General features: G+C 54.4%; 13 protein-coding genes. 6 read left to right on the top strand and 7 right to left on the bottom strand.

What is annotated here, in order from left to right; translation table 11 throughout:
* The first annotated feature begins 4 nt into the window (after positions 1-4).
* Complete coding sequence (mscM, locus tag WH298_RS07430) at positions 5-3,340, top strand: miniconductance mechanosensitive channel MscM (protein ID WP_007891994.1); 3,336 nt, start codon at positions 5-7, stop codon at positions 3,338-3,340.
* A gap of 52 nt (positions 3,341-3,392) precedes the next feature.
* Here mscM and mdh read toward each other — a convergent pair whose 3' ends face one another.
* Complete coding sequence (gene mdh, locus WH298_RS07435) at positions 3,393-4,328, bottom strand: malate dehydrogenase (RefSeq protein ID WP_049851238.1); 936 nt, start codon at positions 4,326-4,328, stop codon at positions 3,393-3,395.
* 422 nt (positions 4,329-4,750) lie between these two features.
* Here mdh and argR point away from each other — a divergent pair, with 422 nt between their 5' ends.
* The 4 genes from argR (at position 4,751) to yhcN (WH298_RS07455) (ending at position 6,697) form a co-directional block, all read left to right on the top strand.
* Positions 4,751-5,221 (top strand): transcriptional regulator ArgR, encoded by a 471-nt coding sequence (gene argR, locus WH298_RS07440; RefSeq protein ID WP_007891992.1) that lies wholly within the window; start codon positions 4,751-4,753, stop codon positions 5,219-5,221.
* A 489-nt stretch (positions 5,222-5,710) separates the two neighbouring features.
* The gene (gene yhcN, locus WH298_RS07445; RefSeq protein ID WP_007891991.1) at positions 5,711-5,974 is read left to right on the top strand and encodes a peroxide/acid stress response protein YhcN; all 264 of its coding nucleotides are present in this window, start codon (positions 5,711-5,713) and stop codon (positions 5,972-5,974) included.
* 88 nt (positions 5,975-6,062) lie between these two features.
* Positions 6,063-6,329 carry a YdgH/BhsA/McbA-like domain containing protein gene (locus tag WH298_RS07450; protein ID WP_101762850.1) on the top strand — a complete coding sequence of 89 codons (267 nt, stop codon included), beginning with the start codon at positions 6,063-6,065 and terminating at the stop codon, positions 6,327-6,329.
* Between the two features lie 101 nt (positions 6,330-6,430).
* Positions 6,431-6,697 (top strand): peroxide/acid stress response protein YhcN, encoded by a 267-nt coding sequence (gene yhcN / locus WH298_RS07455; RefSeq protein ID WP_049851236.1) that lies wholly within the window; start codon positions 6,431-6,433, stop codon positions 6,695-6,697.
* 56 nt (positions 6,698-6,753) lie between these two features.
* Here yhcN (WH298_RS07455) and WH298_RS07460 read toward each other — a convergent pair whose 3' ends face one another.
* From WH298_RS07460 to aaeX, 5 genes are all read right to left on the bottom strand, one after another.
* Positions 6,754-7,026, bottom strand: coding sequence for a barstar family protein (locus tag WH298_RS07460; RefSeq protein ID WP_180823705.1), 273 nt, complete (start codon positions 7,024-7,026; stop codon positions 6,754-6,756).
* Between the two features lie 25 nt (positions 7,027-7,051).
* On the bottom strand, positions 7,052-8,506 hold the full coding sequence (locus tag WH298_RS07465; RefSeq protein ID WP_180822580.1) for an NAD-dependent succinate-semialdehyde dehydrogenase: 1,455 nt from the start codon (positions 8,504-8,506) through the stop codon (positions 7,052-7,054).
* A gap of 111 nt (positions 8,507-8,617) precedes the next feature.
* On the bottom strand, positions 8,618-10,570 hold the full coding sequence (aaeB, locus tag WH298_RS07470) for a p-hydroxybenzoic acid efflux pump subunit AaeB (RefSeq protein WP_180822581.1): 1,953 nt from the start codon (positions 10,568-10,570) through the stop codon (positions 8,618-8,620).
* 11 nt (positions 10,571-10,581) lie between these two features.
* The gene (aaeA, locus tag WH298_RS07475; RefSeq protein ID WP_180822582.1) at positions 10,582-11,511 is read right to left on the bottom strand and encodes a p-hydroxybenzoic acid efflux pump subunit AaeA; all 930 of its coding nucleotides are present in this window, start codon (positions 11,509-11,511) and stop codon (positions 10,582-10,584) included.
* 9 nt (positions 11,512-11,520) lie between these two features.
* Complete coding sequence (gene aaeX / locus WH298_RS07480) at positions 11,521-11,724, bottom strand: p-hydroxybenzoic acid efflux pump operon protein AaeX (RefSeq protein ID WP_007891984.1); 204 nt, start codon at positions 11,722-11,724, stop codon at positions 11,521-11,523.
* Positions 11,725-11,982: 258 nt separating this feature from the next.
* Between aaeX and aaeR the strand changes: the two genes are divergently transcribed.
* Positions 11,983-12,900 carry an HTH-type transcriptional activator AaeR gene (gene aaeR, locus WH298_RS07485; protein WP_036621938.1) on the top strand — a complete coding sequence of 306 codons (918 nt, stop codon included), beginning with the start codon at positions 11,983-11,985 and terminating at the stop codon, positions 12,898-12,900.
* Positions 12,901-12,941: 41 nt separating this feature from the next.
* Here the strand turns inward: aaeR and tldD are convergent, their stop codons facing one another.
* Positions 12,942-14,387, bottom strand: coding sequence for a metalloprotease TldD (gene tldD, locus WH298_RS07490; protein ID WP_180822583.1), 1,446 nt, complete (start codon positions 14,385-14,387; stop codon positions 12,942-12,944).
* Positions 14,388-14,397: the final 10 nt, after the last annotated feature.

Below are 14,397 nucleotides of genomic sequence, written 5' to 3' on the forward strand. Positions count from 1 at the left end.
TCCCGTGCGCGTTCTCCTCTCTCTGCTGCTGAGCCTTGTGCTCAGCAGTTCTGTCTTTGCCGCTACCGTTCCGCAATCCAGTCAGCTTAAGCAGGAGCTGGATGCGGCTAAATCCGCGAAAAGCTCACCTGCTCAAACCGAACAGGTTCAGGCGCTGGAAGCGGCAATCAACTTCCTCAACGAGCGCGATGAGTCGCTGGAGCGCGCGAAGCAGTATCAACAGGTGATCGATGATTTCCCGCGACTGGCGCGCGAACTGCGTCAGCAGATTGCCACGCTAACCGATAGCAGCAAGGCGGTACGCAGCAATATGAGCAGCGCCGAGCTGGATCAAGAGCTGTTGCAGGTGAGCAGCCAGCTGTTGGAGGAAGGCCGCCAGGCACAGCAAGAGCAGGATCGTGCTCGCGAAATCAGCGATTCACTGTCGCAACTGCCGCAGCAGCAAACCGATGCGCGCCGGGCGATGACCGAAAGCGATCGCCGCGCGCAGAGCTCATCTGCGGCGACCACGCCGCTCGCGCAGGCGCAGATTTACGCACGTCAGGCAGAGAATGCCGCTAACAAAGCGCGCGTTGATGAGTTAGAGCTGGCGCAGCTGTCGGCGAATAATCGCCAGGAGCTGGCGCGCATGCGTGCCGAAGTGCACCAGCGTAAAGCCACTCAGCTGGATAACTATCTGCAGGCGCTACGCAATCAACTGAATAACCAGCGCCAGCGCGAGGCTGAACTGGCGCTGGAGCGCACCGAGCAACTGGCGGAAAACAGCGGCGATCTGCCGAGCGCCATCAGCGATCAGTTCCGCGTTAACCGCGAATTGTCGGCAGACCTCAATCAGCAAGCGCAGCGCATGGATCTCGTCGCTTCGCAGCAGCGCCTTGCCACCAATCAAACTCTGCAGGTGCGTCAGGCGTTAAGCACGCTGCGCGAGCAGTCGCAATGGCTGGGCGCCTCCAATCTGTTAGGTGAAGCGCTGCGAGCTCAGGTGGCGCGTCTGCCGGAGATGCCGAAATCTCAACAGATTGATAGCGAAATGGGCCAGCTGCGGGTGCAGCGCCTGCATTATGAAGACTTACTAGAACGCCAGCAGGACCTGCGCAAAGCCAAGCAGGATGATGGCACGCCATTCAGCAGCGATCAGGTGCGCATCCTTGAAGCACAACTCAAAACCCAGCGCGAACTGCTGAATTCCCTGATTTCCGGCTGCGATACGCTGATTCTGGAAATCACCAAACTTAAAGTTTCCAATACGCAGTTGCAGGATGCCTTAGCCGAAGTAAAAGATGCGACACATCGCTATCTCTTCTGGACCGCCGACGTAAACACCATCGGCCTGAATTTCCCGGTAGAGATGGCGCATGATCTTAAGCGTCTGCTGTCGCTGGATACTGCCGGCCAGCTCGGCAAAGCGCTGGCGATGATGTTTACGAATCGCGAAACCGTGTTGCCGATCATTGGCGCAATTTTGCTGGTTGGTTTCAGCATCAGTTCGCGTCGTCATTACAACGCTTTTATGGAGCGCTCGGCCAGCCGCGTCGGTAAAGTGACTCAGGATCGCTTTAGCCTGACGCTGCGCACGGTATTTTGGTCGATTCTGGTGGCGGTGCCGCTGCCAGTGCTGTGGGCTGCGCTCGGTTATGGTTTGCAGCACGCCTGGCCCTATCCATTTGCCGTAGCGATTGGCGACGGCATCACCGCTACGCTGCCGCTGCTGTGGGCCTTTATGATCAGCGCCGCGTTTGCGCGCCCTGATGGTTTATTTGTGGTGCATTTCCGTTGGCCTCAGGCGCGCGTGGCGCGTGCGATGCGCTATTACTCGCTGTCCGTTGGGCTGATTGTGCCGCTAATCATGTTGCTGATCGCCTTTGCGAATCTCGACGATCCGCAATTCTCAGGCACGCTGGGACGCGTGTGCTTCATCCTGATTTGTGGCGCGCTGAGTATCGTCACCGTTAGTCTGAAACGCGCCGGCATTCCGCTCTATCTGGATAAAGAAGGCAACGGCGACAATTTCGTTAACCGCATTCTGTGGAACCTGATGATCGCCCTGCCGCTGGTCGCCGCCTTCGCCTCCTGCATCGGTTATCTCGCTACGGCGCAAGCGCTGCTGGCGCGTCTGGAAACCTCGGTAGGTATTTGGTTCTTCTTGTTGGTGGTGTATCACATCATCCGCCGCTGGATGCTGATTCAGCGTCGCCGTATCGCCTTTGATCGTGCGCGCCAGCGTCGTGCCGATATGCTGGCCAACCGCGCGCGCAGTGAAGAAGAGAAAGAGCAACAAACGCCGGTGAATGCGGACACCATCGAAATTGAGGAGCCGAGCATCGATCTGGATGAGATCAGCGCGCAGTCGCTGCGTCTCGTGCGTTCACTTCTCACGCTGATCGCCCTGGTGTCGGTGATTGTGCTGTGGTCAGAAATTCATTCGGCGTTTAGCTTCCTCGATAACATTCCGCTGTGGAATGCCAGCACCACTATTCAGGGCGTTGATAGCGTGCAGGCGATTACGCTGGGCGCGGTGCTGATCGCGATTCTGGTGCTGATTATCACCACGCAGCTGGTGCGCAATATGCCTGCTCTGCTGGAGCTGGCGCTGTTACAGCATCTCAGCCTGGCGCCCGGCACCGGCTACGCGATTACCACCTTGACCAAATATGCGCTGATGCTGATTGGCGGTTTGATTGGCTTCTCGATGATGGGCATTGAGTGGTCGAAGCTGCAGTGGCTGGTTGCCGCGTTAGGTCTGGGATTGGGCTTCGGTATGCAGGAGATCTTCGCCAACTTTATCTCCGGCTTGATTATCCTGTTCGAAAAACCGATTCGTATCGGCGATACCGTTACCATTCGCGACTTGACCGGCAGCATTACCCGCATCAACACGCGCGCCACCACCATTACCGATTGGGACCGCAAAGAGATTATCGTGCCGAATAAGGCCTTTATCACTGAGCAATTCGTTAACTGGTCGCTGTCGGATTCGGTCACGCGCGTGGTGCTGACCATTCCTGCTCCCGCGCGGGTTAACAGTGATGAAGTGACCAACATTCTTAAGCAGGCAGCCGATCGCTGTACTTATGTGCTCGATATGCCGGCGCCGGATGTATTCCTGGTCGATTTGCAGCAGGGTATTCAGCTGTTTGAACTGCGTGTACATGCGGCGGAGATGGGACACCGCATGCCGCTACGCCATGAACTGCATCAGCTGATTCTGCGCGGCTTTGAAGAGCACGGGATTGAGATGCCGTTCCCACCATTCCAGGTGCGCATGGAAACGCTGGGCAGGAAAACCCCCGCCAGCAACGGAACCCCCTCCAGCCAGACGTTTAAGTCCGGCGGATTATAAAAACAAAACGCCCGGCAGAAGCCGGGCGTTATTTACTGCAGCACAGAGCCAATCACTTCACAAACTCTTCGCCCTGCGCGATATCTTTCTTCAGCGTTTCCAGCATGCCCTTCAGTGCCTGCTGTTCAAACGCACTCAACGTCCCAAGCGGGCGGCGTTCGACAATGCCATTTTTACCCAGCAGCAGCGGCTGCGAGAAGAAGCGCGCGTATTCACCCTCGCCTTCCACATACGCACACTCCACCACGTTAGCTTCACCTTGCAATGCGCGAATCAGCGACAGACCAAAACGTGCCGCCGCTTGTCCCATCGACAGCGTAGCCGACCCGCCGCCGGCTTTGGCTTCCACCACTTCGGTGCCGGCATTCTGAATTCGTTTAGTCAGATCCGCCACTTCCTGTTCGCTAAAACTCACGCCTTTAACCTGCGACAGCAGCGGCAAGATAGTCACGCCTGAATGGCCGCCAACAACCGGCACTTCAATCTCGTTCGGCTGCTTGCCTTTCAGCGCGGCCACAAAAGTATTGGCGCGGATAATATCGAGGGTTGAAACGCCAAACAGGCGATTTTTGTCATACACGCCAGCTTTCTTCAGCACTTCGGCCGCAATGGCCACCGTGGTATTCACCGGGTTGGTGATGACGCCAATCAGGGCTTTCGGCGCGGTGCTGGCAACCTGTTCGATCAGGTTACGCACGATGCCGGCGTTGACGTTAAACAGGTCGGCGCGATCCATGCCCGGTTTACGTGCCACACCCGCAGAGATCAGCACCACATCGGCACCATGCAGCGCTGGCGTGGCATCTTCACCGCTGAACCCTTCAACGGTGACTGCCGTTGGGATATGGCTGAGATCCACCGCCACACCCGGCGTTACCGGCGCGATGTCATAAAGTGAGAGAGCTGAGCCTGCGGGTAATTGCGTTTTGAGCAGCAGTGCGAGCGCCTGGCCAATACCACCAGCGGCACCGAGAACGGCAACTTTCATCCTGAACTCCTTATTAAGGTGGGGCAGAGATATGCCGAAAATCCATCAGGTTACGAGTTTAATCAACTTCTCAGGCGATAGCGACTAAACCTGTCGCGCACTTAAACTACGCCGCAATCGGCTCCCGAGACATCTCCACTTCAGAAGTCGCCTGAATGATACATTCGCAGCCAGAAGACAATGGACGGCAATGATCATCGATATAGTTGTTACCACATCAATAATATAACAACTTTGCAACCTTCGCTTTGCGCGCCAACCCGCTATTTTGGCGCAGCGTAAAACTCTGGTATCATCTCGCCCCCGCAGGATGTAACCGCGATTCTCTCACCAGACTTATTGCATAAAAATTCATCTAAATGCATAATAATTTATCTGCCGTAGGCCTGTTGCCTGCTGCAACCCTCTTTTATTGGTAGCTTATGCGAAACCCATCAAAACAAGACGACTTGATTAAGGCGTTTAAAGCCTTATTGAAGGAAGAGAAATTCAGCTCCCAGGGCGAAATTGTGCAGGCGCTGCAGGAAGACGGCTTCGAGAACATCAATCAGTCCAAAGTTTCTCGTATGCTGACCAAGTTTGGCGCGGTGCGCACGCGCAATGCCAAGATGGAGATGGTTTACTGCCTGCCCGCCGAGCTCGGCGTCCCCACCACCACCAGCCCGCTGAAAAATCTGGTACTGGATATCGACTATAACGATGCCCTGGTGGTAATTCACACCAGCCCCGGCGCGGCGCAGCTGATTGCACGCCTGCTGGATTCGCTCGGCAAAGCCGAAGGTATCCTCGGTACCATCGCTGGTGATGACACCATCTTTATTACTCCTGCGCGCACCTTCTCGGTGAAACAGCTGCACGATGCTGTACTGGTTTTATTCGAACAAGAGCTATAAAAACCTGCTGCATGCCGGCAGAATCTCTGCCGGTTATTTCTCCTCACCCGCATCATCCGTAACCATGCTGTTACAAATTCCTTTGTAAATAATAAGTTATCCATATACCCAGCGGTTCTTTTCCTCCATGAATATTGGTACGACCTTTGCGCCTGCTTAGCCTAATGCGCTATTTTACGCTGCTTTACATATGGTCCTAAGTGTCATTACCTACCCGCAGCGTATCAGCCAGCGAGATCAACCATGATCTTTCGCACTAAAAGATAATTTGATGTAGATCATTGTTTTTACATTGAAATAGCTGTCATTGGTTAAGATCCAGGCGTTTTTTATAACTTCCGGTTCTAAAAAAGTGCCATAAGGATAAAGAATTACAACCAAACATTATTAGCTAGATATTAATTTCGTGAGTGATTAGATCTATACTTAGTTTCGTGATGCAAATCACACGAAAGAAAAAGATAAAAATAGACGACGAGGAAAAATATCATGAACGTTAAAACTACTATCGCAACGCTAAGTGTTCTCTCTGCCCTGTCATTTGGTGCTTTTGCAGCAGATTCTATCAATGCCGAACAGGCTGCGAATCTGCAACCCGCAGGCACCATCAGCGTCAGCGGCGTGGGTGGCTCCCCAATGGATATTCGTCAGCAGTTAAATGACAAAGCCGATCAGCAAGGTGCAAAAGCTTACCGAGTGATCGAAGCGAATACCGGTGACAACTACCACGCGACCGCTGAACTGTACAAATAAGTTACAGATTCAACGCAATGTGAACGGCGACCCGTTTGAGACGCACTTGCCTCTCAGGTTGCCGACCCAAATTTCAGGAGAGTGAATCATGAAAACCAAATTAGCTATCGCAGTACTGGGCCTGGCTTCTGTTCTTTCTTTTGGCGCAAACGCCGCAAGCCTGGTTTCCAATCAACAAGCTGAACAGCTGCAATCTCTTAACCAAACCATCAGCGTAAGCGGTGTTGATGGCGACCAGACCAACGTTCGCCAGGAACTGTCGCAGAAGGCCGATGCTCAAGGTGCCAGCCATTACCGCATCATTGAGAGCAACCGTGGCGATACCTTCCACGTGACTGCTGAACTGTATAAATAATCATTAATTGAACGTCCGGTGCCCAGACGGCGCCAGGCAATAGATCGACGACCCGCCCACCCCTTTCTGCCGCAGGTTGTTGATTAAACGAGGAGAAAATTATGAAAATCAAAACAACCATCGCAACTGCTAGCCTGCTTTCCCTGTTCGCCTTTGGTGCTTCTGCAGCACAACTGGTTACCGAACAACAGGCGCAGAATCTGCAACCTACCGGCAGCACTATTTCAATTAGCGGAACCGGCGGTTCACCGATGGATTACCGTGCCGAGCTTTCACAGAAAGCGGATGAGCAAGGTGCCAGCGCCTACAAAGTTATTGAAGCTAAAACCGGCGACAGCTATCACGTCACCGCTGAGCTGTATAAGTAATTCCTCGTCAATTAAGACGAACCCTTTGGCCCCGCTCGCCGGGGCCCTTTTTAGTTCTACTGTTTTACATTGAAGCGGAGCTGGCCTTCCAGCTCCTCTTCTGCTTCATCAAATAGCAGAATCAGTGCGCCATACCGCCGTTTCTGCCCTTTCCCCAGATTTACAAACTCAATCTCCAGCGGCAACGGCAGTTGCTCACCGACGATCGCATCCCAAAGATCATCAAGATCGTTGATGGTGAGATCGGCCAGTGCAAAACGATCGCTAAACTGGCGATAGAAATGGGCTTGATCGACAATTTCGTCGAAATCGAAACGCTCGGTTCTCATCATGACGCCCTCTTAATCGCAGCGGCTAATTTAGTCCGCCGAGGTGCAGCGCTTTCACTTCCAGATACTCTTCCATGCCCAGTACCGAACCTTCGCGTCCCAGTCCGGACTCTTTCACGCCGCCGAACGGCGCCAGTTCGGTGGACACCGCACATTCGTTAATGCCAATCATGCCGGCTTCCAGCGCCGAAGAAACCCGGAATACGCGTTGAAGATTCTGCGTGTAGAAATAGGCCGCTAAACCATATTCAGTGTTATTGGCGCGCTGAATGACATCGTCTTCATCGTCAAAACGGAAGCAAGCCGCTACCGGCCCAAACGTCTCTTCCTGCGCTAGCTTCATCGCTTCATGCGCTTCCGCGATAACCGTCGGCTGCCAGAAATTACCGCCGAGCGGATGACGCTCCCCGCCGACCAGCAGTTTGCCACCTTTGCTCAGCGCGTCTTTGACGTGCTCTTCCACCTTTTCCAACGCGGACTGTTCAATCAGCGGGCCTACAATGACGCCCTCTTCTACGCCGTTACCGACTTTAAGTTTCCCCACCGCCTCGGCCAGCTGGTTGACGAAACGATCGTACACGGCGTTGTGTACATAGAAGCGATTAACACTGACGCACACCTGTCCGGCGTTACGGAACTTATTGGCAATCGCACCCTGCACCGCGGCATCGATATCCGCGTCTTCAAACACGATATAGGGCGCGTTCCCGCCTAACTCCATCGAGACTTTTTTCATGGTTTCCGCAGCGTTACGCATCAGCGTTTTACCCACGGCGGTTGAACCGGTGAAGGAGATTTTACGTACCGCCTTGCTGGCCATAATCGCATCACTGATCGCATGCGTATCGCCAGCTACCGCATTGAGCACGCCATCCGGCACGCCGGCTTTCTGCGCCAGAGCCAGCAGCGCAAATGCGCTTAACGGCGTGTTATTGGCCGGTTTAATGATGCCAGTACATCCGGCGGCCAAAGCGGGACCGAGTTTGCGCGTCAGCATCGCCATTGGGAAATTCCACGGCGTGATCGCGGCAACCACGCCAATCGGTTCGCGCGTTGCCAGAATGCGCGAGCCAGGTTTAGCGGGCGGGATAATTTCTCCATTGACGCGCTTTGCCTGCTCGGCAAACCACTGAATAAAACTGGCGGCATATTCCACTTCGCCTTCGGCTTCTTTGAGCGGTTTACCCTGCTCCGCCGTCATCAGTTGGCCCAGCCAGCTTTTGTTTTCGATGATTAGCTGATACCAGCGATTGAGGATTTCGGCACGCGCCTTAGCGGTTTTATCGCGCCAGGCGGGAAAGGCTCGCTGCGCAGCGGCAATCGCCTGTTCAGTTTCCTTTGTGCCGGCTTTCGCTACCTGCGCCAATACCTCGCCGGTGGCGGGATTAGTGACATCAAAGGTCGCGCTGGCTTTTTGCCATTGGCCATCCGCGAAGTAGCCGGTTTTGAATAATTCGAGTTGTTGCAGGGAAGTGGACATCGGTTTTCTCCTGTCAGTTTACGTCCTGTCAGGAAAGTATAGATGCCATTATCAGAGGTTTTTGTGTCAGCGTGGGATCTAAAAGGCCGCTGCATGCTGCAGCGGCCAGTTTCAGATTTGTATTAACGTGTTCTGGTACTTATCCAACATCAGTGCCAGCCGTTTCACCGGCTCGGTGACGTTATCCGGCGCTGAATAGTGCTGCAGCTTCTCCTGATAAACCTCTAACTCTTGCAGTAAGCGCTCGAAATAGTAACGCCGCTTGTCATCGCTGGTCGCAGAAACGATGCGATCGGCTGTAGAGCGCAACTGGCGGTGATAGGCTGACAAATCTGCATTGACCGGCACTTCGGCATTTCGCAGGCGTTGATGCCCGATAATCAGCGTCAGCGCGATGCGATATTTATTAATATCGCCGGGGAACAGATTGAGCAGCAAGAACAGTTGCTGATACAGCGCCGGCAGATGGTTTTCACGCCGACGCGCCTGATTGGTGGTAAGAGCGGCCACAGCAGCATACATAAAGCGATTGAGCAGTTTACGTCCGGTACGGTCTTTCGATTTATCGCGAATCAGCAGAATCACCATCATCGCCACGAAGCAGCCGATAACCTGGCCCAGCACGTTATCTAGGAACACGTTGAACTCAAACTTCATCGGGTTATCGAGTACCAGCACGTTTAAGGTGCCAATCAGCGCGCCCAGCGTTCCCAACTGACGGCGCTGTACAAAAATGCCACCGATAAAGCCCAGCGCACCAATGGCGATGCATAACAGCAAGATACTTTGCTGGGTAGCGGGCAGAATAAAGATGAAGTAGAGCGCACCGAGCGGTACCGCCACCGTCATGCCGTAAAGGAAATCTTTCGCCACCATCAGCGGATTTGGCATGCGCATCGCGAGCGCGGTAATCACCGCCAGCATCACCATGCAGCCGCTGCCCGACGTCCAGCCGGTATACAACCAGAACAGCGAACCCAGTGCGGTGGCGACAAAGGTACGCACGCCGTTAATCATCGCGTGATGCGTTTCGGCCGAGCGCGCCTGAATCACCACTTCGCGTTGCAGTATGCTCTCTTCGAGCGTGGTGATACGGCTGTTGCTTTTTATGCCATTGATGAGCAGCAGATATTCGGTTGCCGCACCCACCCAACTCGCCAGCGTGACCGGCACGGTTTTACTGCTCACGCCAATTAAGCGACGCATCACCTTCATGCGTTTATGCACATCGTTGACGTTGTTGACCTCTTTTTCGATCAGCAAGCGGTAGTGCGGTGGAATGTATTCCGGACGTGAATTTTGAATCAGAAAGGTTTCGGCGGCCTGAGTGATCAGCGTCAGCGACAACGTATTCAGCATTTGCAGACGGCGGCTGGAATTTTTCCAGCGTGACGACTCCATTAGCAGTTGGCTACGCATGCCGTTGAGTGCCGTAGTGCGACGCACTAACGCGCTCCAGGCTTTGTCCACTTCGTCTTTATCTGCATGAGCCACGCACATTTGCAGCAGCTTGTAGTGCGCCACCAGCAGCGCATCGACTTCCTGCTCAATCACTTTTTTGATTGAGCGCGGCGAGAACAGCATGTCGGCGAGAATCGCACACAGAATACCGATAACGATTTCACTGCAGCGCTCAACCGCATATTGCGGCGCCAGAGTTAAGCCGCCGCTGGCATCCGCCGTCACCACAATGATCAGCGCGGTGTAACCCGCAAGGCCAAGTGCGTAGGAGTTTTCGACTTTGATTAGCGAAGAGAGCCAGACGCACATGCCCGCCCACAAACAGCAGATCAGCAACATGACCACCGGCGCGCGCACCGTGGCAATCATGATGGTGAGCGCGGCGATACAGCCAATAAAGGTACCAATGATGCGCAGGATGCCGCGATAGCGCAGTGCGCCAGAGTAGGGATCGCCCCCTGCAGCAAAAGCGGTACCACCGGCCACGATGCCGGCGGTCATCACCGCCCAACGCGGCGTTTCCAGATTGAAGTGAAAGCCAATCATCAACGCCGCAACCAGCGCGAAGGTTAGCTTTACCGGGAAACGCAAAAACTCAATCATATCGCCCTCGCTTAACCAAACTCACGCAGGCGGTTGAACAACTGCGTCAGCGGCGAGACTTTGGTTTCGCGGTCCTGCGCGCCGGTGATCACCACCGTCGCGGTAGTACCTGCCGGGAAGCGGTTACCTGGCTGATCGTCGAGACGAATGCGTACCGGCACACGTTGCGCCAGACGAACCCACTCCAGATTCGAGTCAATGGTCGCCATGCCTTTGCTGTCGCTGGTGCTGCTGCTGTTAGTGACACCCGCAGCAATACTGTCGACGGTACCGCGCAGCACCACATTGCTACCCAACGGCGTAATCTGCGCGCGGAAGCCGGGACGCACGCCATCCAGCTTGGTCTCTTCCATGTAGGCCAGCACATAGAAGGAGTGCTGCTGTACCAGCGCGACCGCCACTGAACCACGCGTAATAAATTCGCCCTGATACACGTTGAGGTTAGTGACCCAGCCATCTGATGGCGCTTTGATGGTGGTACGATCGAGGTCGATTATCGCCAGATCGCGCGTCGCAACCGATTTGGCCAGCTGATGTTCGCTGGTTTGCAGATCATTATTGGATTGCTCAATCGCTTCACGCGACATGGCGCTGGTGCCCAACTGATTGCGGCGGCTGGCTTCACGACGTTTTTCGCTTACCAACGCCTGGTAATATTCAACGTCTGCCTGCGCTTCATCCAACGCTTTTTGGTAACGTGGACGATCGACCACAAACAGCGTGTCGCCTTTTTTCACCAGCTGGTTATCGTGCACTGGCACGTCAGTGATGATGCCGGTGACGTCTGGCGAGATCGCCACGACATCGGCGGAGAATTTAGCATCACGCGTCCACGGTGATTCGGTGTAGAACACCCAGGCGCGGAAGATGATCACGATTGCGATGACAACCAGCAGGAGCGTAATCGCGTATCGCGCGATTTTTCTTATTAGCGCTTTCACTTAAAAACCTCAGACGAATAAACGGGATACAAGGTAAAACACACAGCAATACAACGCGGTGTTAAACAGTGCTGGATGCCAAACCAGATCGTAGATCCCGCTAGGCGTTAGCACGCGTTTCACCAGCCAGAACAGCGCCAGAGAAACCAATAGTTCTACGAAGATGGGCGGAAAAGACAGCCCGAATACGACAAATACCGGAAGCACACTCATTTCGGATCCTTAGTTCGACCTTGCCGGATTGCACCGATACCTGCCCACATGCCGAGCGGCACGTTGGGTTTATGCTCAGGGGAAGACGGATAAACTGATGGCAACATTCAGGCCGCGTTGAGCTAATCATAGCGTATCATCGGGTTAACACAGCCGTGTTCAGGTGCAGTGAAGAGACCCAGCGCGCGTATAGTAACGCGCTTGACTATACGTTTTCTACATATTGTGAGCTAAATCACTTTTTAGCCAGAGTAAACAATGGATCGACTTAAAAGCATGTCCATTTTCGCCAAAGTGGTTGAATTGGGCTCATTTACCGCCGCAGCACGCCAGCTTCAGCTTAGCGTTTCGTCTATCAGCCAGATTGTCGCCAAACTGGAAGATGAGCTACAGGTTAAATTGCTCAACCGCAGCACGCGCAGCCTTGGACTGACTGAAGCCGGGAAAATCTATTTTCAAGGCTGCCGCCGCATGTTAGCTGAGGCATCACAGGTGCACGAGCAGCTGTATGCCTTTAATAACACGCCGATAGGTATTCTTCGCATCGGCTGCTCATCAACGATGGCGCAGAATGTTTTATCGGCGATGACCAGCGAAATGTTACGTGAATATCCGGGTTTAAGCGTCAATCTGGTGACCGGCATTCCGGCACCGGACCTGATCGCCAATGGCCTCGATTTAGTGGTACGTGTAGGTGCGTTGCAGGATTCGAATCTGTTCTCACGCCGTCTGGGGGCAATGCCGATGGTGGTGTGTGCGGCCAAAAGCTATCTGGCACAGCACGGCACGCCGGAAAAGCCGGGTGAGATCGACAATTTTTCCTGGCTGGAATATAGCGTGCGGCCAGATAACACCTTTGAACTGGTGGCACCGGAAGGATTGGTGACACGTCTTACGCCGCAGGGCCGTTTTGTGACCAACGATTCACAAACGCTGATTCGCTGGCTGAAAGCCGGTTGTGGCATCGCCTATGTGCCGCTGATGTGGGTGATTGATGAGATCGGCGCCGGTGAGATCGATATTCTGTTCCCGCAATACCACTCGGAGCCGCGCCCGGTCTATGCGCTCTATACCGAGAAGGATAAGCTGCCGCTGAAAGTACAGGTGTGTATTGATTATCTGACGGAGTATTTCAAACAGGTGGCGCAGCAATATCAGCAGCATCGGAAAGGGTGAAAAGAGATTAAGGTCGCCGGAAATGGCGACCTTACAGCGGGTTAAGCGGTACCACCGACGGTGATTTTATCCAGTTTCAGCGTTGGCTGGCCGACGCCCACTGGCACGCTCTGGCCCTCTTTGCCGCACACGCCGACGCCTTTATCCAGCGCCAGGTCGTTGCCGACCATCGAAATCTGCTGCATCGCTTCAATGCCAGAGCCAATCAGCGTTGCACCTTTCACCGGTGTGGTCACTTTACCGTTCTCGATCAGATAGGCTTCTGAGGTGGAGAACACGAACTTGCCGGAGGTGATATCAACCTGACCGCCGCCGAAGTTCGGCGCATAGATGCCGTATTCCACGCTTTCGATGATATCCTGCGGCGTTGATTTACCCGCCAGCATATAGGTGTTGGTCATACGCGGCATGGGCAGGTGCGCATAGGACTCACGGCGACCGTTACCGGTTGGATTAACGCCCATCAGGCGCGCATTCAACTTGTCCTGCATGTAGCCTTTCAGCACGCCATTTTCAATCAGCATGTTGTACTGGCCCGGTACACCTTCATCATCAACCGCCAATGAACCGCGCAGACCTTCAATAGTGCCATCATCAACCACGGTACAGAGTTCTGAAGCCACCAGCTGGCCCATTTTGCCGCTGAATACCGATGTCGCGCGACGGTTAAAATCCCCTTCCAGGCCATGTCCAACCGCTTCGTGCAGCAGCACGCCCGGCCAGCCCGCGCCCAACACCACCGGCAACATACCGGCTGGCGCCGCAACGGCAGACAGATTCACCAGCGCCATACGTACCGCTTCACGCGCCCAGGCATCGGCACGCACATCACCGCTTTCCTCGGCGAGGAAGAATTCATAACCGGTACGCGCACCGCCGCCGCTCGAGCCGCGCTCACGCTTGCCCTGGTCTTCCACCTGTACGCTGATGGAAAGACGCACCAGTGGACGGATATCCGCCGCCAGCGTGCCATCAGTGGCGGCCACCAGCACTTGTTCGTAAACGCCGCTCAGGCTGGCATTCACTTCCTGCACGCGCGGATCGGCAGCGCGCGCCACTTGATCAACACGATGTAGCAGGGCGATTTTGTCTTCGCGCGTCAGGCTATCCAGTGGATTCACTGGCGCATACAGCGAACGGTTCAGTACCGCCGACAACGTATGCGCTTTGCCATTGCCTTGCTCACGCACGATGCTGCGCGCCGCTTCAGATGACTGACGCAGTGCATTCAGGGAGATTTGGTCAGCATAGGCAAAACCGGTTTTCTCACCGCTCACGGCACGTACGCCAACGCCCTGATCGATGTGGTAAGAACCATCTTTGATAATTTTGTCTTCCAGCACCCAGGATTCGTGGAAACTGGACTGGAAATAGAGATCGGCATAATCCAGACGACGTTCTGAAAGCTGCCCTAACAGGGAATAAAGGTCCTGCTGATTAATGCTGTTCGCAGTTAGCAACTGCTCACTTACCAGATTCAGAGTCATCGTTTCTCAC

This window comes from Pantoea nemavictus, from assembly GCF_037479095.1.
Lineage (GTDB): Bacteria > Pseudomonadota > Gammaproteobacteria > Enterobacterales > Enterobacteriaceae > Pantoea > Pantoea nemavictus.

Coding starts and splice junctions, on each gene's coding strand:
- WH298_RS07460 (WP_180823705.1), bottom strand. CDS start 7,026: ATGAGAACCGAGCGTTTCGATTTCGACGAAATTGTCGATCAAGCCCAT.
- argR (WP_007891992.1), top strand. CDS start 4,751: ATGCGAAACCCATCAAAACAAGACGACTTGATTAAGGCGTTTAAAGCC.
- tldD (WP_180822583.1), bottom strand. CDS start 14,387: ATGACTCTGAATCTGGTAAGTGAGCAGTTGCTAACTGCGAACAGCATT.
- yhcN (WP_007891991.1), top strand. CDS start 5,711: ATGAACGTTAAAACTACTATCGCAACGCTAAGTGTTCTCTCTGCCCTG.
- WH298_RS07465 (WP_180822580.1), bottom strand. CDS start 8,506: ATGTCCACTTCCCTGCAACAACTCGAATTATTCAAAACCGGCTACTTC.
- mdh (WP_049851238.1), bottom strand. CDS start 4,328: ATGAAAGTTGCCGTTCTCGGTGCCGCTGGTGGTATTGGCCAGGCGCTC.
- yhcN (WP_049851236.1), top strand. CDS start 6,431: ATGAAAATCAAAACAACCATCGCAACTGCTAGCCTGCTTTCCCTGTTC.
- WH298_RS07450 (WP_101762850.1), top strand. CDS start 6,063: ATGAAAACCAAATTAGCTATCGCAGTACTGGGCCTGGCTTCTGTTCTT.
- aaeR (WP_036621938.1), top strand. CDS start 11,983: ATGGATCGACTTAAAAGCATGTCCATTTTCGCCAAAGTGGTTGAATTG.
- aaeX (WP_007891984.1), bottom strand. CDS start 11,724: ATGAGTGTGCTTCCGGTATTTGTCGTATTCGGGCTGTCTTTTCCGCCC.
- aaeB (WP_180822581.1), bottom strand. CDS start 10,570: ATGATTGAGTTTTTGCGTTTCCCGGTAAAGCTAACCTTCGCGCTGGTT.